Consider the following 20,810-nt stretch of genomic DNA (forward strand, 5'->3'; position numbering starts at 1 on the left):
CGCAATCCATCACTGACCTCCAAAAGTCAGTGTTGAATCTGATTTGCCACCTCTTGGGAATCTCAATCCGTTAAATCGTCACCACGACCTAGAGCATGTCGCGCAAAAGTGTGCAGCGGTTTTGCGATAACGACATGCTAAAATAAGAGCTTAAAGCGTATCAGGCGAATCTGAAAGATCGCGATACGCTTTAAGGCCTGAACCGCCAGACGGTCGTCTTCTTGACCTCGCTGTCTTCAAGCGCCCGGGTGACGGGCACTTCATAGACGGCGCAGAATTCCAGCCTGTCCTTTGGTAGATAGGCCCGCCCGGGATCGCCGACCAGCACATCCTTGCCCTCGGCAGCGAGCGTTTCGAACCAAGGCACCAGCGCACCGGCGAAGGATTTGTCGTAGAAAACGTCGCCGGCAAGAACCACATCCGCATCGACATTCTGACCGATGAGATCGGCTCTGGTGAAATCCAGCGAGACGGAATTGACGGCCGCATTCAGCCGCACCGCCGTCTGCGACCACGGATCGATATCAGCCGCCGTCACCCTGGCCGCGCCAGCCTGGCTTGCGGCAATTCCTACCAATCCGGAACCGCTCGCGAAATCGAGGACGCGCCTGCCACGGACCGTTTCGGGGTGATCGAGAACATAACGCGCCAACCCCTGCCCGCCCGCCCAGGCGAAGGCCCAGAAGGGTGGCGGCAGGCCGATCGCCTCCAGCTCCTCTTCCGTCTTCAGCCAGAGTTCATGGGCTTCGCTCGCGAGATACAGCCGGATCTCCGGCACATGCGGCGGCGCAAGCAGGCTGGTATTGGCGCGGATGAAGGTTTCCGGGTCGGTTTTCAAAGCTGCTCAGCGCGGCGGATTGTCGAAACCGCCCATGCGGCAGACCTCGGCCCATTCGTCATCCGTCACCGGCTGCACGGAAAGCCGCATCGAGGTGACCAGCGACATCTTGGACAGTTTCTCGTTTGCCTTGATGTCCTTCAGCGTCACCGGCTTCGGCACATCCATGACGGCGCGGATATCGACGCAATCCCAGCGATCGTCACCCTTCGCCGTCGAATCGGGATGCGAGAGCGCGCAGACCTCGACGATACCGACGATCTCCAGCCCGTCATTGGAATGGTAGAAGAAACCCTTGTCGCCGATCTGCATTGCCCGCATATTGTTGCGCGCTAGGTAGTTGCGCACGCCTGTCCATTCGGTGCCCTTCTCTCCGGCTGCCTTCTGCTGTTCCCAGGACCAAGCAGCAGGCTCGGACTTGTATAGCCAATGCGCCATCCCGCTTAAGCCTCCGGCTTGTTGAAGACCCAGTTGAAGGGCTTGATCTCAACGCTTTCGAACAAGCCGGCCAGCGCATAGGGATCGGCAGCGCCGAGCGCCTTGGCATCATCAGCCGTTTCTGCATGAACGATGACGAGACTGCCATTCGGCTTGCCTTCGGCATCGAGGAATGGACCAGCCATGGCAAGCTTGCCTTCGGCATTCAGCTTGTTGAGATAATCGAGATGGGTCGGACGCGTTTCCATGCGCACGTTGAGATGGCCGGGCTTATCCTTGCAGAGGAGGGCGAAAAGCATGTCTGTCTCCTATTCGGTCGTAATCGGACGTGTCATCAATTGTTCGATGGCTTCGGATATGCCGAGCTTGCCTTCGATGATCGCTGAAACCGCATCGGTGATCGGCATCTCGACACCAAGCTCCCTGGCAAGCCGCGACGCGACAGCCGCGGCGAAAGCCCCTTCCACCAGCTCGCCACGGGACGGATCGACCTTTTCGCCACGCCCGAGCGCAATGCCGAAACGCAGGTTGCGCGACTGATGGCTGGTTGCCGTCAGCACTAGATCGCCGAGGCCGGAAAGCCCGCGCGCCGTATCGGCATGGCCGCCCTTGGCGACGATGAAGCGTGACATCTCGGCGAGACCACGGGCAATCAGCGCCGCACGCGCCGAATCGCCGATACCGCCGCCTTCGACGATGCCGCAGGCAATCGCCAGCACATTCTTCAAAGCGCCGCCAAGCTGCACGCCGATGCGGTCCGCCGATGCATAGAGCCGGAAGGTGCGACCCGAAATCGCCTGCGCCAGCCGTTCGGCAACCTGCATGTCGGCAGCGGCAATCGCCATGGCCGTCGGCAAACCCTTGGCGATATCGGCGGCAAAGCCCGGACCGGAGAGCACGGCTACCGGATGATCCGGCAGTTCCCGCTCCAGCATATCGGTCAGCAGCGCGCCGGTTGTCCGCTCGATACCCTTTGCACAGGTGACGACGATGGCATCCTTAGCCAGATAAGGACCATATCTCCGCGCCGCATCTGCTTGTGCCTGCGAGGGCATGGCAAAGAGTACGATATCCGCATCGCCGATCGCGTCGGCTTCGGCAGAAAATTCCAGTGTTTCCGGCAGCGCAATGCCGGGCAGAACAGCATCATGTAGCCGCTCCGCCTTGAGATCTTCGATCAGCGACGGATTGCGGCCGACGAGGATAACCGAGTTGCGCCCTGTCAGCGCGATGACGGCCGCGAGTGCCGTGCCGAAAGCTCCCGATCCGACGACGGCGATGCGCTCGCTCATGCCTTGGCTCCCCGCTTTCCGGACCCAAGCACGGTCGCTGCGTTGGAATCGAGCGGCCAGCGCGAACGCGGCTGCACGTCGAGATCGTCAGGCGCAACACCCTTCGCCATACGTTCTAACCCGGCCCAGGCGATCATCACGGCATTGTCGGTGCAAAGCCGAAGCGGCGGCGCGATGAAGCGGAAGCCGTTCTTATCGCAAAGCGTCTGCAGCGTGCTGCGGATTTCCAGATTGGCGGCGACGCCGCCAGCCACCACCAGCGCCGGCTTTTCGGAAAGGTTCGGGAATTCCGTTTTGAACCGCTGCAGGCCACGGCCGATACGATCCTTCATCGTACGGGAAATCGCTTTTTGGAATGAGGCACAGATATCGGCGACATCCTGATCCGTCAGTGGCGCAATCCCAATTGCCGCCTGCCGCACGGCCGTTTTAAGGCCGGAGAACGAAAAGTCGAGCCGCGCCTCGCCCACCAGCGGTCGAGGGAATTTGAATCGATCGGCATTGCCGCCCTTCGCCATTCGCTCCACCGCCGGTCCACCTGGATAGGGAAGGCCGAGCAGCTTTGCCGTCTTGTCGAAGGCTTCGCCCAGCGCATCGTCGATCGTCGTGCCCCAGCGCTCATACTCGCCGATGCCGCGCACGAGGATGAGCTGCGTGTGACCGCCGGAGACGAGCAGCATCAGATAAGGAAAGGAAAGACCATCCGTCAGCCGCGCCGTCAGTGCGTGGCCTTCCAGATGGTTGACGGCATAGAGTGGCTTTCCAGCGGCCTTGGCGATCGCCTTGCCGGTCATCAGCCCCACCAACAAACCACCGATCAGTCCGGGACCCGAAGTCGCGGCGATCGCATCGACATCGGAGAGCGACACATTGGCGCGCTTCAACGCCTCGTCGATCAACTCATCCAGCGCTTCCACATGGGCGCGCGCTGCAATCTCCGGCACCACGCCACCATAGGCGCTATGCTCGTCCAGCTGGGAAAGAACGATATCCGATAGTATATTGGAGCGACCTTCCGCATCGCGCTCGACGACGGCAGCAGCGGTTTCGTCGCAGCTTGTCTCGATACCGAGGATGCGCAGAAAGGGAGCCATGAAACCTGTTCGTTGATTGCGATAGGGGTTAAACCTGTTTACGAGAACTCCGGTAACAACGGATCAAAGCGGATGCAAACAAAACCTTTCCGGATCGGCACGCGCGGCAGCCCGCTGGCGCTCGCACAGGCGCACGAAGCCCGCGACCGGCTGATGGCAGCCCATAACCTGCCGGAGGAGATGTTCGAAATCGTCGTGCTGACGACCAAGGGCGATCGTATCACCGACCGTTCGCTGGCCGAGATCGGCGGCAAGGGGCTTTTCACCGAAGAGCTGGAGCAGCAGCTCATCGCCGGCGATCTCGATTTCGCCGTGCATTCCAGCAAGGACATGCCGACCACCCTGCCGGAAGGCCTCTATCTCTCCGCCTACCTGCCGCGCGAAGATATCCGCGACGCGGTCGTCGGCCGCACCGCGCCAAAGCTGATCGACCTGCCGCATGGTGCGACCGTCGGCTCGTCCTCGCTTCGCCGTCAGGCGCTCATCCGCCGCATGCGGCCGGATATCAACGTCATCACCTTCCGCGGTCTCGTGGAAACGCGCCTGCGCAAGCTGCAGGAAGGCCAGGTCGACGCGACGCTTCTGGCGCTCGCTGGCCTCAAGCGTCTCGGCAAGGTCGACGTCATTACCGATATCCTCGACCCCGACAATTTTCCGCCCGCACCGGCGCAAGGGGCGATCTGTCTTGAAAGCCGCATTGGCGACAGCAGGATCGACGATCTGCTGGCGCCGATCAACGATTCGCCGACCTTCGACACGGTCTCCTGCGAACGCGCCTTCCTTGGCGCCCTCGACGGCTCCTGCCGGACACCGATCGGCGGCTATGCCGTCTGCGAAGGTGATCAGATACGATTCTCGGGCCTCATCATCACGCCTGACGGCCGCCACCACCATGCCATCACCATCGACGGCCATCGCCGAGATGCAGCGGCACTCGGCACCCGCGCCGGACAGGACGTCCGCGAAAGGGCTGGCAGCAGCTTCTTCGAGGACTGGAGCTAGCCTACATGCGCGTGCTCGTCACCCGTCCGGCGCATTCGGGCGAGCGCACCGCTCAACGTTTGCGCGAGCTGGGTCATGAGCCGTTGCTGCTGCCGCTCGCCCATCCCGTCCACGACATGGTAGCTGCTCGGCTGGCTCTGGAAACATCAACCGGGTCAATCGCCATAACGAGCGCCGAAGCGGTGCGCACCTTGCAGGCTTTAGGCGAGGCACTTTCACCTCACCTTTCTCGCAGCCTTTTTGCCGTTGGCGAAACGACGGCCGACGAGGCACGCAAGCTGGGCTTCCATTCTGTCACCGCATCGTCAGGTAGCGGCCGTGCGCTTGCCGAACTGATCGCTGCAAGTAACGCAGGAGAGCTTCTCTATCTCGCCGGCAATCCGCGCGCCGGGACCTTCGAGACGCGACTGGCGGAGCTCGGGCACAATGTCTCGATTGCCGAATGTTACCGGATGGAGCCCGCCGCACCCAACCCGGAAGCCGTCACGACGCTCCTGACAGAGAATGCTCCGGATGCGGTTCTTTTTTACTCCCGCCAGACCGCTGGCAATTTCTTTCACATCCCGCAGGTAGAGTCCCTTTTTCTGCAGCAGCCGAAAATCCGTCTCATTTGTCTCAGCAACACTGTTGCGGAAGCTGTTCCACCGGTCTTGAAGAGAGCCCTGGAGATTTCGCCAATGCCGGATGAAAAAAGCCTTTTGTCGCTGCTTTGAAGGCTTTAGCCGCCCAAATTTGATCTAACCTCTTCCCTTAATTGTCATCCCTGTCTAGTTTCGTTGCAATGCAGGATAATGAGGACCTCATGGTATCGGGAAATCCGCCACGCCACTCGAAGAGCTCCGACGAACCGGTCACGATCGACTTGGACGCGCAAGACTTCGCCTCGGCGAACGACCCCGAAAAACCTGCCGAAACGTCAGCGGAAGTAGCCGGTGATGCGCCAGCCACCGAAGCCGTAGCGGCTGCGGAAGCCAGCGGTGAGCCCCTTTCGGAACATGAGAGCGAGCGAGCCGCAGGAGCACAGGAAGAACCGCCGGCCAAAGAGCCTCCCCTGAGCGAACCTGTGCGGCCAGCACCTCAGAAGGGTGCGGGCACTTCGGGTCTTATCGCCGCTGGCATCTTCGGCGGCCTCGTCGCCCTGCTTGGCGCTGGCGCGATCCAGTATGCCGGCTATTTGCCGAGCTCCTCGACCCAGCAGACGAACTCGGGTGAATTAGCCGATCTCTCTAGCGAGATCGAAGGCCTCAAGCAATCGGTCGCGAGCCTTGCCGCCAACCCACCACCGGCCGCCGATAGCAGTGCGCTCGAAAAGCGCGTCGCTGCTCTCGAAGCGGCCCCTCCGGCGCCGGCACCCGGCACATCGATCGGCTCGGCCGATGCCGAAGCGCTCAACCAGAAGATTGCAGATTTGACAGCTGAGATCGATCAGCTGAAGACGAGCCTTGCGCAGACCACCGAGCAGCAGGCTTCAAACGACGCCGATGTTTCGAGCCGCCTCGCCGAAGCCGAAAAGAAGCTGAACGAACCGCGCGAGGATGTCGCCGTCGCTCGCGCCATCGCTGCTGCGGCTCTGAAGGCCGCGATCGACCGCGGCGGCCCCTTCATCGCGGAACTCGATACGTTTGCGGGCGTCGCCCCTGATGATCCGGCCGCGATCGATCTGCGCAACTTTGCCGAAACCGGCGTGCCCTCGCGCGCCGAGCTGATCCGACAGGTTCCCGATGTCGCCACGGCCATCGTCGAATCCGTCAACCAGCCCGATCCCAACCAGAGCTGGTCGGACCGGCTGATGTCGAGCGCCAAATCGCTGGTGTCGGTCCGCCCCGTCGGCAATGTCGAAGGCGAAAGTGTCGAAGCGATCGCCGCGCGCATGGAGGACAAGGTGAAAAACGGCGATCTGCCCGGTGCAGCCACCGAATGGAACAGCCTGCCCGCAACGGCAAAACAGGCTTCCGCCGCCTTCAAGCAGTCGCTCGAAGCCCGCATCCGCGTCGAAGATCTCGTTGGCGGTGCTCTCTCCAAGGCCGTTTCCGGCACCGGCAAGGAAGGATGAGTATGGTCCGCCTGGTTATCTTCGCGCTCCTCGTCCTTGTTCTTGCTTATGGTTTCTCCTGGCTTGCCGACCGCCCTGGCGATCTGTCGCTGATCTGGGAAGGTCAGATCTACCAGACCAAGCTGATCGTTGCGGCAAGCGCCATCATCGCGTTGATTGCCGCCGTCATGGTGGCTTGGTGGTTCGTCCGCCTCATCTGGACCTCGCCGCATTCGGTGACGCGTTATTTCCGTGCCCGCAAGCGTGATCGCGGCTATCAGGCGCTGTCGACCGGCCTCATCGCTGCCGGCGCGGGAAACTCCCTGCTCGCCCGCAAGATGGCGGCCCGCTCACGCGGTCTCATCCGCGCCGATCAGGAACCGCTGATCAATCTTCTGGAAGCACAGGCCGCTCTCATCGAAGGCCGCTATGACGAGGCACGCTCCAAGTTCGAGGCGATGGCCAATGACCCCGAAACACGCGAGCTCGGCCTGCGCGGTCTTTATCTGGAGGCCAAGCGCCTCGGTGCCAACGAAGCCGCCCGTCAATACGCGGAAAAAGCCGCCGACAACGCGCCCTACCTGCCCTGGGCCGCACAGGCGACGCTCGAATATCGCAGCCAGTCCGGTCGCTGGGATGACGCTATCCGTCTGCTGGAACAGCAAAAGGCCGCCAAGGTCGTCGAAAAGGCCGAAGCCAATCGCCTGCATGCCGTACTTCTGACCGCCCGCGCCGATGACAAGCTGGAAAGCGACCCCGTCGGCGCTCGCGACGATGCCCAGCAGGCGCTGAAACTCTCCGCCGATTTCGTGCCGGCCGCGCTTATTGCCGCCAAGGCGCTTTTCCGTGAAGGCGGTATACGTAAGGCAGCCTCCATTCTCGAACAAACGTGGAGGGCCGGGCCGCATCCGGAGATCGGCCGCATCTACGTTCGCGCCCGCAGCGGCGACTCCACGCTCGACCGCCTGAAGCGCGCCGAGCGGCTAGAGAGTATGCGACCGAATAATGTGGAATCCCTCCTCATCGTCGCTCAGGCGGCGCTCGACGCGCAGGAATTTGCCAAGGCCCGCGCCAAGGCAGAAGCCGCCGCTCGTATCGAACCGCGCGAAGCAGCCTTCCTTCTGCTTGCGGATATCGAGGAAGCCGAAACCGGCGATCAGGGCCGTATGCGCCATTGGCTGGCACAGGCGCTGAAGGCACCGCGCGATCCGGCCTGGGTTGCCGATGGTTTCGTCTCCGACAAATGGCTTCCCGTCTCGCCCGTAACCGGCCGTCTCGACGCCTTCGAATGGAAGGCGCCTTTCGGTCAGCTGGAAGGACCGGTGGAGGAGGGTTCGACCGCCCCCCTTGAAACGGCGCTGAAGACCTTGCCGCCATTGCGTGAAACCCGGCCGGAAAGCGTGGTCAACGACCACCGCATCATCGAGCTGGAGCGGGCCGCAACGATTGCCGAAGCCGTGCGTCCGGCAACTCCTGCACCCGCACCGGCAAAAGCCGCCGACCCGTCTGCCTCCCGGCCGGTTCCTCCGACACTTGAACCAAAACCCTTCTTTGGCGGCCTGCCAGATGATCCCGGTGTCCGTGACCCCAAAGTGGAACCGGAACCGAAGACACGGCTCCGTCTTTTCTGAAATGGAACGAAAAACCGCATGCTCGAACGCTTTCAGGCCTTTTTCCAGCATCTGACCGCCGACCGTCCGAAGTCAGGCTTTGCCCCCGATGATCCGCGCATCGCGGTAGCCGCGCTCTGTATGCAGGTCATGGAGGCCGACGGCCAGATCAAGGACAGCGAGAAGAAGCGACTGCGCAAGCTCCTGAGGGAGCAGTACGCGCTTGATGGTAAGCAGCTCGACGCGCTGATGGCCGCGGGGCGGGAAGCCGAAAGCTCGGCGGTTGATTATTTCCGCTTCACATCCGATCTTAAGAGGCATCTCAATACCGAACAGCGACTGGAGCTGATCGGCATTCTCTGGGATATCGTCTATGCCGATGGCGAGCGCAGCGAGATGGAAGACCATGTGATCTGGCGTATCGCCGATCTCCTGGGTGTTTCTTCCCGTGAGCGTATTCAGAAGCGGCAGGAGGCGGCCGCGCGGGTTACGGACGCACAGGTGGTGCAGGACGATGCCGACTGACAGAATTATGAGACGCGACAAGCGTCCCATTCTCATCATTCTTCATCAGGAGCGTTCCAGCCCTGGTCGTGTCGGCCAGCTTCTCATCGAGAAAGGCTATGATCTCGATATCCGCCGCCCGGTACTCGGCGATAAGTTGCCCTCCACGCTCGATGATCATGCCGGTGCAGTGGTTTTCGGCGGCCCGATGAGCGCCAACGATCCCGATGAGTTCGTGAAAGCGGAGATCGACTGGCTGGAGATACCGCTCAAGGAAAACCGCCCCTATCTCGGCATCTGCCTTGGTGCACAGATGCTGGCGCGCCAGCTCGGCAGCAAGGTCACTGCCAATTGTGACGGGTCCACCGAGATCGGCTGGTATCCGCTGCATACGACCGAAAGGGGTCGGCTGCTGATGCACTGGCCGAAAATGGTCTATCACTTCCACCGGGAAGGATTTGAACTGCCGCATGGTGCCGAGCTGCTGGCATCCGGCGACGCTTATCCCAATCAGGCCTTCCGCTACAATGGCAACGCCTGGGGCCTGCAGTTCCACGCGGAGCTGACACGGGTGATGATGCATCGCTGGGTGGTGCACGGCGCCCACCGCTTCATCCTGCCGAATGCACAGCAGGGGCGCGAACATCTCGAAGGTCGCATGCTGTTCGATGCGCCGCTGAAAGCCTGGCTCGACGAGTTTCTTGACGTCGTCTTCGAAGGCAAGGCGATAGTAGCAGAAGCTAAGCCGCTTCCCGCACAGGCGCATCGAGCGTATCGATCTTCCTGAGTTTCGGAAAACCGGTCGCCCAGAGCGCGGCGACGGCAAGCGTGCCGATCCCGCCGATGATGACGGCCGGGACAGCGCCGAAGACCGAAGCCATCGTGCCCGCCCTGAATTCTCCGAGCTCGTTGGACGCACCGACGAAGACCGTATTGACCGCGTTGACGCGACCGCGCAGATGATCCGGCGTCCAGAGCGCAATCAGGCTTTCGCGGACATAGACGGAGATCATGTCCGCAGCCCCCATGATGGCGAGGGCAGCGATGGAAACCTCGGTATTCGTCGACAGGCCGAACACGATCGTGCCGAGGCCGAAGATAGCCACGCCGATGAACATGTAGATCCCCGCCTTATGCTTCAGCGGATAGGCGGCAAGGAAGATTGCCATTATGATGGCGCCGACACCCGGTGCCGAACGAAGCAGACCAAGGCCCCAAGGTCCAAGTGTCAGGATGTCACGCGCAAAAATCGGCATTAGCGCAGTGGCGCCGCCGAGCAAAACAGCGAAGAGATCGAGCGAGATGGCGCCGAGCACCACCTTCTCCTCCCGGATATAGCGGAAGCCGCCGAGGATCATATCCCAGCTCTTGGCCTCGCCTGCCGTCTTCTGCGGCGGTTTGGGGATCATGTAGAGCAGGATCGCGCCGAGTGCGGAGAAGACGACGGCAACGACATAGGCGGTTGATGCGCTAACGCCATAAAGCAGACCGCCGAGCACAGGGCCGGTGATAGCCGCAAGCTGCCAGGAGGATGAGTTCCAGGCAATCGCGTTGGAAAGATCCCTTTCCGGTACGAGGTTCGGCGCGAGCGACTGCACGGCGGGCGTCATAAAAGCGCGCTCGATGCCGAAGATCAACAGCACAATGAAGACCGGGATCGGTGAAAATGTGCCGGTAATCGTCATTCCCAAGAGCGCAAGCGTGCAGAGCGCGCTGACCAGAGAACAGATCGAAGCGATGGCGCGACGATTGTGCTGATCGGCAGCGGAGCCGGTAACAAGGATCAGCAAGAGTGACGGCAGGAACTGCACGAGCCCGATCAGCCCGAGATAGATTGCGCTCCCTGTCTGATCATACATCTGCCAGCCGACCGCGACGCTGACGATCTGCTGCGAGAAGGAAAGCAGAAACTTCGCGAAGAAGAAACGGGTGTAGGACGGATGCCGGAACGCGGCAAAACGGTCTCCGGTGGGCGAAAGCGACATACAAGCTTTTCCGAGGAAACGGCGCCAAAGCCGTGCAAAAGCGGCCGTTAAACATGATTCATCGTGCGGTTCCACACGGCACTTGCTCGTTTAGTCGCCAATGTCTACATGTCTGTCAACAACGAATTGGAGACGACGATGATTGCGCTGTTTCAAACCATTGATTTGGCTTTGCAACTTTATACTTGGATCCTGATTGCCAGCGCTATCTTCTCCTGGCTCTATGCATTCAACGTCATCAATTCCAGCAATCAGTTCGTCAATCAGGTCGGAACGTTCCTCTATAACGTCACTGAACCCCTGCTGCGCCCGATCCGTCGCCTGCTGCCCAATCTCGGCGGCATCGACATCTCGCCGATCATCCTTTTGCTGATCATCTTCTTCCTGCGTTCCTTCCTCTGGACGACGATCTATCCGCTCGTCGCTTGACCTCGCCCTGGAAGAAATTTGACGATCATATCCGCCTGGCCGTCCGGCTGACGCCGAATGGTGGGCGGAATGCCGTTGACGGAATCGAAGCCGATGGCGAAGGCGGGATGCTGCTGAAGGTCCGCGTCACTGCTGTCCCTGAAAAGGGAAAAGCCAACAAGGCGCTCATTGTCCTCGTTTCCAAATCGCTCGGCATCGCCAAATCCTCCGTCGATCTCGTCTCCGGCGACACATCGCGTAAAAAAATCCTCCGGATCGATGGCGACCCGGAGGATTTGATCAAAAAGCTTGAAACGCTTGTCGCCTGAAGATCAGGCCTTTTCCTTCTTGGCGCGTTCGATCGCTTCGAGGATGAGCGCGCCGGCTTCCTTGGAATCGCCCCAGCCGTAGATCTTCACCCATTTGCCGGGTTCCAGATCCTTGTAGTGCTCGAAGAAGTGCTCGATCTGCTTCAGCGTAATTTCCGGAAGGTCGGTGTAGTCCGTGACCTTCTCATAGCGCAGCGTCAGCTTGGGCGACGGAACGGCAATGATCTTTTCGTCCTTGCCGGAATTGTCTTCCATCTTCAGAACGCCGATCGGGCGGACGTTGATGACACAGCCCGGGACCAGCGGGCGGGTGCTGGCGATCAGGACGTCGATCGGGTCGCCGTCTTCCGAGAGCGTATGCGGTACAAAGCCATAGTTACCCGGATAGGTCATCGGCGTGTAGAGGAAACGGTCGACAACCAGCGTGCCGGCTTCCTTGTCCATTTCATACTTGATCGGATGACCGCCGACCGGAACCTCGACGATAACGTTGACATCTTCTGGTGGATTATTACCGATTGAAACGGCATCGATGCGCATAGGAAACTCCCGCGAGGTTGAATTGCTCGCAGCCAGTTAATCGGTTTCATCCCGCAACGCAACATGCCTCGCAAGCAATGCTTAATATGCAAGGACACTCAAAAGTAGAATATTTGCAGCGTAAAATGGATCGGTTGCGAAGCCGTAATCAGTTCCAGATGAAGCCGATCTTTTTGATCTGCTTATGGTCGAAATTTTCCATGCCTTCGCAGAAATCGATACCGCCATGATCGCGATAAAAGCTGGCAGCCGTCTCGTTTTCTTCCAGGCACCAGACGACCATCCCGTTGCAACCGAGGGACTTCAGCAGTCGCCGGGCTTCGCCGAAAAGCAGTTTACCGAGGCCGATGCCCTGGTATTCCGGACGGAGGTAAAGCTCGTAGATTTCGCCTTCCTGCGGCAGCGCGCGGGCGCGATTGAGGCCGAGGGTCGCATAGCCCGCGACAGTGCCCGCCACATCGAGAACAAGCAACGTGGCAGGGCCACGTGTCGCCTTGCGCCACCAATTTTCCCCGCGGCGTTCGATCATCTGGGTGAGTGCGCGATGCGGAATGATGCCTGCATAAGTATGCTGCCATGAAAGCCGATGGGCTTCCGAAATGGCTCGGGCATCATGCGGTTCGGCCCGCCGGACATCAATCGACAACGTCTTCATAACGCTTACTCTGGTCCTGCCGGAGGCAATTAACCATATGCGCTGACCGCATCGTGATCGATTGCCCACAGACTTGATATGTGGACGACAGATAAATTTTAACGCTTTTTTAACGATTGTCACAAGCCGGAATCGACGCAGCGCACAATAAAAAACCCCGGCGCAACGGCCGGGGTTTTAAGGGATGGCTCAAGGCTCTTAGAGCGCCGCCTTCGACTTTTCGAACCGCTTGCGGTCGTTTGCGTCGAGATACATCTTGCGAAGACGAATATTCTTCGGCGTCACTTCCATCAGCTCGTCGTCTTGGATCCAGGAGAGCGCACGATCAAGCGTCATGCGGATCGGCGGCGTCAGCTTCACCGCTTCGTCCTTGCCGGCGGCGCGGATGTTGGTGAGCTGCTTGCCCTTCAGGACGTTTACCTCAAGGTCGTTGTCGCGCGAATGGATGCCGATGATCATCCCGGCATAGACCTTTTCGCCCGGCTCGATGATCATCGGGCCACGATCTTCCAGGTTGAACATCGCATAAGCGACGGCTTCGCCGGAACCGTTGGCGAGCAGCACGCCATTGACGCGGCCACCGATCACACCCTTGTAGGGCTGGTAGTCATGGAACAGGCGGTTCATGATCGCCGTGCCGCGCGTATCCGTCAGCAGCTCCGACTGGTAGCCGATCAGGCCACGGGTCGGTGCGTAGAAACGCAGGCGAAGGCGGTTGCCGCCCGACGGGCGCAGCTCAGCCATTTCGGCCTTGCGCTCGGACATCTTCTGGACGACGACACCGGAATGTTCTTCGTCGACGTCGATGACGACTTCTTCGATCGGCTCCAGAAGCTGGCCGCTTTCGTCCTTGTGCATCACGACGCGCGGACGTGACACGGCAAGCTCGAAGCCTTCACGACGCATGGTTTCGATGAGAACGGCGAGCTGAAGTTCGCCGCGGCCGGAAACGTAGAACGAATCCTTGCCTTCGGCTTCTTCGATCTTCAGGGCGACGTTGCCCTCGGCTTCCTTGAAGAGACGGTCGCGGATGACGCGGCTCGTCACCTTGTCGCCTTCGGTGCCCGCCAGCGGGCTGTCGTTGACGATGAAGGACATGGTAACCGTTGGCGGGTCGATTGGCTGCGCCTTCATGGCTTCCGAGACGGACGGATCGCAGAACGTATCGGCGACAGTACCCTTGGAGAGACCAGCAATCGCGACGATGTCGCCCGCCTGCGCATCGTCGATCGGCTGACGCTCGATGCCGCGGAAGGCGAGGATCTTGGAAATACGACCGGTTTCGATCAGCTTGCCATCCTGGCCGAGAACCTTGACGGCCTGGTTCGGCTTGATCGAGCCCGATGCGATACGGCCGGTGATGATACGGCCGAGGAAGGGGTTGGCTTCGAGAATGGTGCCGATCATGCGGAACGGACCTTCTTCGACGGTCGGCTCCGGAACATGCTTCAGCACTAGGTCGAGAAGCGGCGCAAGACCCTCATCCTTCGGTCCCTCTGGATTGACGTTCATCCAGCCGTCGCGGCCCGAACCGTACATGATCGGGAAGTCGAGCTGTTCGTCGGTTGCGTCGAGGTTTGCAAAGAGGTCGAAGACTTCGTTGATGACTTCTTCATGGCGGCCATCGGGGCGGTCGATTTTGTTGATCGCGACGATCGGGCGAAGGCCGACCTTCAGTGCCTTGGAGACGACGAACTTCGTCTGCGGCATCGGGCCTTCGGAGGAATCGACCAGAACGATCGCGCCATCCACCATCGAGAGAATGCGCTCGACCTCACCGCCGAAGTCGGCGTGGCCGGGGGTGTCGACGATGTTGATACGGACACCCTTCCACTCGACCGAGGTCGCCTTGGCGAGAATGGTGATGCCGCGTTCCTTTTCGAGATCGTTCGAGTCCATCACGCGTTCTGCAACGCGCTGGTTCTCGCGGAACGAGCCGGACTGTTTCAGGAGCTCGTCGACGAGGGTCGTTTTGCCATGGTCAACGTGCGCGATGATCGCGATGTTGCGAAGTGCCATTTGTCATAATCTCTGAGGCTGGGGCGCTACGCTTAGTGGACGCGCCATTTATGTTTGGCGCGCTCATACCGTTTTTTTCGCGATTGCGAAAGGGGGTGGCACGCGAAAGCTGCGGCATGGCCGTCACCATGCCGCTTTGCTCTATGTCATCAAACTGTCTTATGCGTCGCTACCTGTCAATTCCTCGAAGGTCGCAAGCCCCTTTTTGACGAGCATGGCGTCGGGGCTCGGCAGCTTGCCGCGGAAAGCCTTGTAGGCATCTTCCGGATCGACGGAGCCACCGGTGGAGTAGATGTTCTCGCGAAGCTTCCTGGCCATTTCGCCATTAAAGGCATCGCCCGTCTCTTCGAAGGCGGCGAAGGCATCGGCATCGAGCACTTCAGACCACATGTAGGAATAGTAGCCTGCCGAATAGCCGCCGGAGAAAATATGCTGGAAGTGCGGCGTGGCATGACGCATGACGATCGATTTCGGCATGCCGATCTCCGAGAGCACCTCAGCCTGGACTGCCATCGGATCATCCACCTTGTCACGCGTATGGAAAGCCATGTCGACAAGCGCCGAAGAGGTAAACTCCACCGTGTTAAAGCCGGAATTGAAGGTACGCGCTGCCAGGACCTTGTCGAGCAGCGCCTGCGGCATCGGTTCCCCGGTTTCGAAATGCACAGCATATTTCTTGAGGACATCGGGAACCGTCAGCCAGTGTTCGTAGAGCTGTGAGGGTAGCTCCACGAAATCGCGCGAGACGGCTGTGCCGGCGACCGAGGGATAGGTGACGTTGGACAAGATACCGTGCAGCGCGTGGCCGAACTCATGGAACAGGGTGCGCGCATCATCAAGTGAAAGCAGAGCCGGCTTGCCTTCGGCAGGCTTTGCGAAGTTACAGACATTGTAGATGATCGGCAGCTCGCCGTGATGACCGTTCTTCAGCACCAGCTTGTGCTGCGACTGGAAGGAACTCATCCAGGCACCTGAACGCTTCGAGCCGCGGGCGAAATAGTCGCCGAGGAAGAGGGCGACCAGCTTGTCGTCGCGGTCGCGGATCTCGAAGACGCGCACGTCGGGATGATAGGCAGCAATGCCCTTCTTCTCCACGGCACGAATGCCGAACAGCCGGCCGGCAACGTCAAAGCAGGCATCGATGATCTTTTCGAGCTGCAGATAGGGTTTCAATTCCGCTTCCGAGAAATTGAACCGCTGCGCCCGGATCTTCTCCGCATAATGGCGCCAGTCCCAGGGCATAACCTCATGGTTCTTGCCCTCGGCAGCGATCAAACCGGCAATATCGGCTTCCTCCTCCTTGGCACGCTTCACGGCCCTTGCCCAGACGGCACGCAGCAGATCGTTCACGGCCTCTGGCGTCTTTGCCATCGTGTTGTCGAGCTTCAGTTCCGCAAAATTGCCGTATCCAAGGAGCTTCGCCACCTCGTCACGGAGAGCAAGCGTCTCGCGAATGATGCTCCTGTTGTCAGTCGCGCCGGCATTTTCACCGCGCGCCACCCAAGCTTTGAAGGCCTGCTCGCGAAGATCGCGCCGCTCCGAAAAAGTGAGGAATGGCTCGATGATCGAGCGCGACAGCGTTACGGCATATCTGCCGTCCTCGCCGCGCTCGCGGGCAGCAGCCGCCATCGCGTCGCGCAGGAAATCGGGAATGCCGGCGAGTTCGTCTTCACTGGAGAGGATCAGTGACCAGCTCTTCTCGTCGGCCAGCACGTTCTGTCCGAAGCCGGTGCTGAGGCCGGCGAGTTTTTCATTGATCGCAGCAAGCTTCTCCTGCTCCGCCTTAGGCAGCTTGGCGCCGGATTTGACGAAGCCTTTCCAATGCCGTTCCAGCACCCGCGTCTGTTCCAGCGTCAGCCCAAGGCTTTCACGTTTTTCCCAGAGCGCATCGATGCGTTTGAACAGGTCGGCATTCATGCCAATCTTCGAATAATGCCGCGACATCTTCGGCGAAATATCCCGTTCCAGTGCCTGAATGACGTCGTTGGTATGGGCACCAGCGCGGTTCCAGAAAAGAGCGGAAACGCGCGACAGCTCATCGCCGGCGATTTCGAGCGCTACGACCGTATTGTCGAAGGTCGGTTCCTGCCCGTTACCGGCGATCTCGTCGATCTCTCTTTCGTGCGAGGCAAGAGCAGCCTCGAAGGCAGCCTCGAAATCGCCATCGGCAACCGCATCAAAACGCGGCAGTCCATGAAGGCCATTCCAGCTGACAAGTGCCTGATTGAATTGACTGGGAGAAGACATATGAAAGTCCTTTATGCCGGCAAGTGGATCGGTAATATAGGAAGGCCGTCACAGAATTGATATGTGGGTAACTTGGACTTTTGCCCGCCTGGCTGAATCTTAAGGGCAAGAATTGATACATGAAAATTAACCAATCGTTAACGATTGACGCGAATCGGGCCGAGACGCTAGTTTCCCTTTAATCTTCATGTAAGAGGACATGCGCATGGAAATTTTTTCCCTGCGGTCTTCTCAGACTTTGCTATTCAAAAACAATCCCAATAATAACGCAAAAAGTTCGAAGACCGCTGATATTACAATCGGACCCAAGCCGGCTGTCACCCAAGGTTCGTTCCAGATCGACGATTCTGACAAAGGGCAGGCGCTCGATTTTACGGCCGTCAGCCCGGGTGAATTGCGCAGCTATGCACGCCAGAGCTACGATAACGGCCTGATCGATCAGAAAACGTTTGCAGCAATATCCGAACCGCTTCCGATGCACGCGATCGATCCGCTCGGCAATGTCATCGATCTATCCAACGTCACCGACGGCACGAGCTTCAACTTCCTCGACTACTATCGCAGCCAGCTTCAGATCGCCATGTCGATCGGCGATCCGAACGAGGTTCAGACGCTGAATTCGGTCGTTGGTTTCCTGGGCAGTGAGGCCTGATCAGGCCTTCCGCCAGCCGAGCAGACCGGGCGTGGCGTGCCACAGCGCCTGCACGGCAAAACCCATGAAGAGCACGCCCGAGCAACGGACGATCAAACGTTCATGCGCGCGGTAGAAGCGGCGCACAACGCCGGCGCCGATGATGCCGATCAGGATGATATCCGCCGTGATGAAGCCCACGAAGGAAACACTGAGCAACATCGGCAGCGCCTGGAAATCGAGCGCGTTCGCAGAGCCCGCAACTAATGCCGTGAACGTGGCGAGCGCCACTGGATAGCCCTTCGGATTGGTGACGCCGAAGATCAGCCCACGTCGGAAAGGCCGCTCCACCACCATCAATGCCTGCCCCTCCGCTTTCGGCTTAGCATTGACGGCGCTCCAGCCGATCCAGGCAAGATAGAAACCGCAGGCGAGCCCGAGCAGGTCGAACACGAAAGTGCCTATGGTCTTCGCCCCGACGATCGCGACCAGCGCCAGTCCCGACCAGATAAGATCGCCGACGAGATGGCCCATCATGAAGAAGGCGCCTGCCTTGCGGCCCTGCCCGGCGCCAATGCCGAGAAGCTGCAGGAAGGCCGGACCGGGAATGAGCACATAGAAAAGCGCCGCCAGAAAGGCGCTGAGAAGCAGGGATTGCGGCATGGAAATGCTCCAGTGATGACGGCTCAGCTTATGCGACAGCCCTGCCGCGTCAAGACGTAGCAACCTGCAATCGGTGCGAAAAAGAAAAGGCCCGCGTTCCGTGAACTGCCCCCGAAGGTTGTCGTCCAACTTTCGGGGGTCAGTTCACGGAGCGGCGGGCCTCTTTGAGATCGGTCTGAAGCCGCTTACTTCTTCAGGTTACGCTTGCCGAGCGTGCGAAGACGCAGCGCGTTGAGCTTAATGAAGCCCGCAGCATCCTTCTGATCGTAAGCGCCCTGATCGTCTTCGAAGGTAACGAGCTTGTCGGAATAGAGCGACTTTTCGCTCTCGCGGCCGATGACCATGACATTGCCCTTGTAGAGCTTCAGCGTCACTTCACCTTCGACATGCTCCTGGCTCTTGTCGATGAGAGCCTGCAGCATCTCGCGTTCCGGCGAGAACCAGAAGCCGTAATAGATGAGTTCGGCATAACGTGGCATCAGCTCATCCTTGAGGTGAGCAGCACCACGGTCGAGCGTGATCGACTCGATGGCGCGATGCGCCGCAAGCAGGATCGTGCCGCCGGGGGTCTCGTAGACACCGCGCGACTTCATGCCGACGTAGCGATTTTCGACGAGGTCGAGGCGGCCGATACCGTTGTCGCGGCCGTAATTGTTGAGCGCCGCAAGCAGCGTCGCAGGGGACATCTCGACACCGTTGATCGAAACGGCGTCGCCCTTGCGGAAGCCGACCTTAATGGTGGTCGCTTTGTCGGGCGCCGCTTCCGGCGAGATGGTGCGCATATGCACATATTCAGGTGCTTCCTGCGCCGGATCTTCCAGAACCTTACCCTCGGAAGAGGAGTGCAGCAGGTTAGCGTCGACCGAGAAGGGCGCTTCGCCCTTCTTGTCCTTTGCGACCGGGATCTGATGCTTCTCGGCGAATTCAAGCAGGTCGGTACGGCTCTTGAAGGCCCAGTCGCGCCACGGCGCGATGATTTTGATATCGGGGTTCAATGCATAGGCCGAAAGCTCGAAACGGACCTGGTCGTTGCCTTTACCGGTCGCGCCATGCGCGATCGCATCGGCGCCAGTCTTTCGGGCGATATCGATGAGATGCTTGGAGATCAGCGGACGGGCAATCGACGTGCCGAGCAGATAGACGCCCTCATAGACGGCATTGGCGCGGAACATCGGAAAGACGAAATCGCGCACGAATTCTTCGCGCACGTCCTCGATGTAGATCTCCTTGATGCCGAGCATCTCGGCCTTCTTGCGCGCCGGCTCCAGCTCTTCGCCCTGGCCGAGATCGGCCGTGAAGGTGACGACTTCGGCGCCGAGTTCGGTCTGCAGCCATTTCAGGATGATCGAGGTATCGAGGCCGCCCGAATAAGCGAGCACGACTTTCTTCACGTCTTTGTGTGATGCCATGATGATGAGGTCCGTTGCATGAAGGCCGCGGCACACCCGCAAAGCCCAGTATCCCGGCACTTTTAGCGAGATTGGCGCGTGACGCAAGGGCAACGAGGACGGCAACCGGCCCGATAGGGTTTGACAGCGCAAACCGTGAGCCCATATTCGGCAACGTCCGAACAATGCTCCGAGGAGAGGCTAGGCCCGTGACAAATATTCAAGACATTTTCAAGCAATCCAATGTTGCCGTCATCACCGGCGGTGCGTCCGGCATCGGCCTTGCGGCCGCAAAGCACTTTGCCAAGGCCGGCATGAGTGTCGTCATCGCCGATCTGGGCGGCGACAAGCTGGCGGAAGCGCGCGCCGAACTGGAAGCGATCGCCGGCCAGGAACATGTAATGGCCGTCGAGACCGACGTTTCGCAGAAAGAACAGATCGAAGCTCTCGAACGCGCCGTCATCCAACGCTTCGGCCGCGTTCACGTGCTGATGAACAATGCCGGCATCGGCCCGGAAACATCAATTTTCAGCGCCCAGGCCGGTTGGGACAATATACTCGCCGTCAATCTTCTCGGCGTCATCAACGGCGTCAGAACCTTCGGCCCTGGCATGATCGCCCATAACGAACCGGGCCTCATCATCAATACCGGCTCCAAGCAGGGCATCACCACGCCGCCCGGCAACCCCGCCTACAATATTTCAAAAGCCGGCGTGAAGGTTTTCACAGAAGCGCTCGAGCATGAACTGCGCAACACCGCAGGTGCAGGCATTTCCGCGCATCTCCTGATCCCCGGTTTCGTCTTCACCGGCCTCACCAAAGGTGACCGCAGCGAAAAACCTGCCGGCGCCTGGACGCCGGAGCAGACCGTCGATTTCATGGTTGAAAGCCTGGAGCGCGGCGACTTCTACATCCTCTGCCCCGACAATGACGTAGCCCGCCCCGTCGATGAACGCCGCATGGCCTGGGCGATCGGCGACATCATCGAGAATCGTCCGCCGCTGTCACGCTGGCACAAGGATTACGCCGACAAGTTCAAGGCCTTCCTCGAACAGAAGTAATCGGCGCCATAACAAGGTTTGATTGGTAATTTTCTGAAAGCCGGATAAGAGATCCGTCAGATCTTTTTCCAGCT

Annotated in this window: 22 protein-coding genes; 10 read left to right on the plus strand and 12 right to left on the minus strand. The window is 59.8% G+C overall.

Features of this window, described 5'->3' with window-relative positions; all coding sequences use genetic code 11:
- Positions 1-190: 190 nt before the first annotated feature.
- The 5 genes from FHT87_RS27300 to tsaD are packed head-to-tail and all read right to left on the minus strand — an operon-like array spanning position 191 to position 3,662.
- A complete protein-coding gene (locus tag FHT87_RS27300) occupies positions 191-838 on the minus strand; it encodes a methyltransferase (protein WP_183805896.1) in 648 nt (215 codons plus the stop codon).
- 6 nt (positions 839-844) lie between these two features.
- Complete coding sequence (locus FHT87_RS27305) at positions 845-1,276, minus strand: EVE domain-containing protein (RefSeq protein ID WP_037101755.1); 432 nt, start codon at positions 1,274-1,276, stop codon at positions 845-847.
- Positions 1,277-1,281: 5 nt separating this feature from the next.
- On the minus strand, positions 1,282-1,575 hold the full coding sequence (locus tag FHT87_RS27310) for a YciI-like protein (RefSeq protein WP_183805898.1): 294 nt from the start codon (positions 1,573-1,575) through the stop codon (positions 1,282-1,284).
- A gap of 9 nt (positions 1,576-1,584) precedes the next feature.
- Complete coding sequence (locus FHT87_RS27315) at positions 1,585-2,568, minus strand: NAD(P)H-dependent glycerol-3-phosphate dehydrogenase (RefSeq protein WP_183805900.1); 984 nt, start codon at positions 2,566-2,568, stop codon at positions 1,585-1,587.
- A complete protein-coding gene (tsaD, locus tag FHT87_RS27320; RefSeq protein ID WP_183805902.1) occupies positions 2,565-3,662 on the minus strand; it encodes a tRNA (adenosine(37)-N6)-threonylcarbamoyltransferase complex transferase subunit TsaD in 1,098 nt (365 codons plus the stop codon). The genes FHT87_RS27315 and tsaD overlap by 4 nt, the downstream gene beginning before the upstream one ends.
- A gap of 72 nt (positions 3,663-3,734) precedes the next feature.
- Here tsaD and hemC point away from each other — a divergent pair, with 72 nt between their 5' ends.
- From hemC to FHT87_RS27350, 6 genes are all read left to right on the plus strand, one after another.
- The gene (gene hemC / locus FHT87_RS27325; RefSeq protein ID WP_183734379.1) at positions 3,735-4,664 is read left to right on the plus strand and encodes a hydroxymethylbilane synthase; all 930 of its coding nucleotides are present in this window, start codon (positions 3,735-3,737) and stop codon (positions 4,662-4,664) included.
- A gap of 5 nt (positions 4,665-4,669) precedes the next feature.
- Positions 4,670-5,377: a uroporphyrinogen-III synthase gene (locus FHT87_RS27330; protein ID WP_183734380.1), complete on the plus strand. Its 708-nt coding sequence runs from the start codon at positions 4,670-4,672 to the stop codon at positions 5,375-5,377.
- Between the two features lie 68 nt (positions 5,378-5,445).
- The gene (locus FHT87_RS27335; RefSeq protein ID WP_183734381.1) at positions 5,446-6,717 is read left to right on the plus strand and encodes a COG4223 family protein; all 1,272 of its coding nucleotides are present in this window, start codon (positions 5,446-5,448) and stop codon (positions 6,715-6,717) included.
- Between the two features lie 2 nt (positions 6,718-6,719).
- Positions 6,720-8,327, plus strand: coding sequence for a heme biosynthesis protein HemY (locus FHT87_RS27340; protein WP_183734382.1), 1,608 nt, complete (start codon positions 6,720-6,722; stop codon positions 8,325-8,327).
- Between the two features lie 18 nt (positions 8,328-8,345).
- The gene (locus tag FHT87_RS27345) at positions 8,346-8,831 is read left to right on the plus strand and encodes a TerB family tellurite resistance protein (RefSeq protein WP_183734383.1); all 486 of its coding nucleotides are present in this window, start codon (positions 8,346-8,348) and stop codon (positions 8,829-8,831) included.
- Positions 8,821-9,597: a glutamine amidotransferase gene (locus FHT87_RS27350; protein WP_183734384.1), complete on the plus strand. Its 777-nt coding sequence runs from the start codon at positions 8,821-8,823 to the stop codon at positions 9,595-9,597. The genes FHT87_RS27345 and FHT87_RS27350 overlap by 11 nt, the downstream gene beginning before the upstream one ends.
- Here FHT87_RS27350 and FHT87_RS27355 read toward each other — a convergent pair.
- Positions 9,551-10,795, minus strand: a complete 1,245-nt coding sequence (locus FHT87_RS27355; RefSeq protein WP_183734385.1) for an MFS transporter — start codon at positions 10,793-10,795, stop codon at positions 9,551-9,553. The two genes, FHT87_RS27350 and FHT87_RS27355, sit on opposite strands and share 47 nt — an antisense overlap.
- A 138-nt stretch (positions 10,796-10,933) precedes the next feature.
- Here FHT87_RS27355 and FHT87_RS27360 point away from each other — a divergent pair, with 138 nt between their 5' ends.
- Positions 10,934-11,224 (plus strand): YggT family protein, encoded by a 291-nt coding sequence (locus FHT87_RS27360; protein WP_183734650.1) that lies wholly within the window; start codon positions 10,934-10,936, stop codon positions 11,222-11,224.
- Positions 11,221-11,532 (plus strand): DUF167 domain-containing protein, encoded by a 312-nt coding sequence (locus tag FHT87_RS27365; RefSeq protein ID WP_183734386.1) that lies wholly within the window; start codon positions 11,221-11,223, stop codon positions 11,530-11,532. Before FHT87_RS27360 ends, FHT87_RS27365 begins: the two co-directional genes overlap by 4 nt.
- 3 nt (positions 11,533-11,535) lie before the next feature.
- Here FHT87_RS27365 and ppa read toward each other — a convergent pair whose 3' ends face one another.
- From ppa to FHT87_RS27385, 4 genes are all read right to left on the minus strand, one after another.
- On the minus strand, positions 11,536-12,072 hold the full coding sequence (ppa, locus tag FHT87_RS27370) for an inorganic diphosphatase (RefSeq protein WP_183734387.1): 537 nt from the start codon (positions 12,070-12,072) through the stop codon (positions 11,536-11,538).
- Positions 12,073-12,220: 148 nt separating this feature from the next.
- A complete protein-coding gene (locus FHT87_RS27375; RefSeq protein WP_183734388.1) occupies positions 12,221-12,727 on the minus strand; it encodes a GNAT family N-acetyltransferase in 507 nt (168 codons plus the stop codon).
- Between the two features lie 198 nt (positions 12,728-12,925).
- The gene (gene typA, locus FHT87_RS27380; RefSeq protein ID WP_183734389.1) at positions 12,926-14,746 is read right to left on the minus strand and encodes a translational GTPase TypA; all 1,821 of its coding nucleotides are present in this window, start codon (positions 14,744-14,746) and stop codon (positions 12,926-12,928) included.
- Positions 14,747-14,905: 159 nt separating this feature from the next.
- Positions 14,906-16,993 (minus strand): M3 family metallopeptidase, encoded by a 2,088-nt coding sequence (locus FHT87_RS27385; RefSeq protein WP_183805904.1) that lies wholly within the window; start codon positions 16,991-16,993, stop codon positions 14,906-14,908.
- Positions 16,994-17,198: 205 nt separating this feature from the next.
- Between FHT87_RS27385 and FHT87_RS27390 the strand changes: the two genes are divergently transcribed.
- Positions 17,199-17,645, plus strand: coding sequence for a hypothetical protein (locus FHT87_RS27390; RefSeq protein WP_183805906.1), 447 nt, complete (start codon positions 17,199-17,201; stop codon positions 17,643-17,645).
- Here the strand turns inward: FHT87_RS27390 and FHT87_RS27395 are convergent, their stop codons facing one another.
- Together FHT87_RS27395 and FHT87_RS27400 are read right to left on the minus strand one after the other, a co-directional pair.
- A complete protein-coding gene (locus FHT87_RS27395; RefSeq protein ID WP_183805908.1) occupies positions 17,646-18,287 on the minus strand; it encodes a LysE family translocator in 642 nt (213 codons plus the stop codon).
- Positions 18,288-18,472: 185 nt separating this feature from the next.
- Entirely contained in the window at positions 18,473-19,696 is a 1,224-nt protein-coding gene (locus tag FHT87_RS27400; protein ID WP_183734392.1) for an argininosuccinate synthase, read from the minus strand.
- Positions 19,697-19,884: 188 nt separating this feature from the next.
- Between FHT87_RS27400 and FHT87_RS27405 the strand changes: the two genes are divergently transcribed.
- A complete protein-coding gene (locus FHT87_RS27405) occupies positions 19,885-20,736 on the plus strand; it encodes an SDR family NAD(P)-dependent oxidoreductase (protein WP_183734393.1) in 852 nt (283 codons plus the stop codon).
- Positions 20,737-20,810 lie beyond the last annotated feature (74 nt).

Origin of the sequence: Rhizobium sp. BK316 (assembly GCF_014193695.1) — a bacterium.
Taxonomy (GTDB): Bacteria; Pseudomonadota; Alphaproteobacteria; order Rhizobiales; family Rhizobiaceae; genus Rhizobium.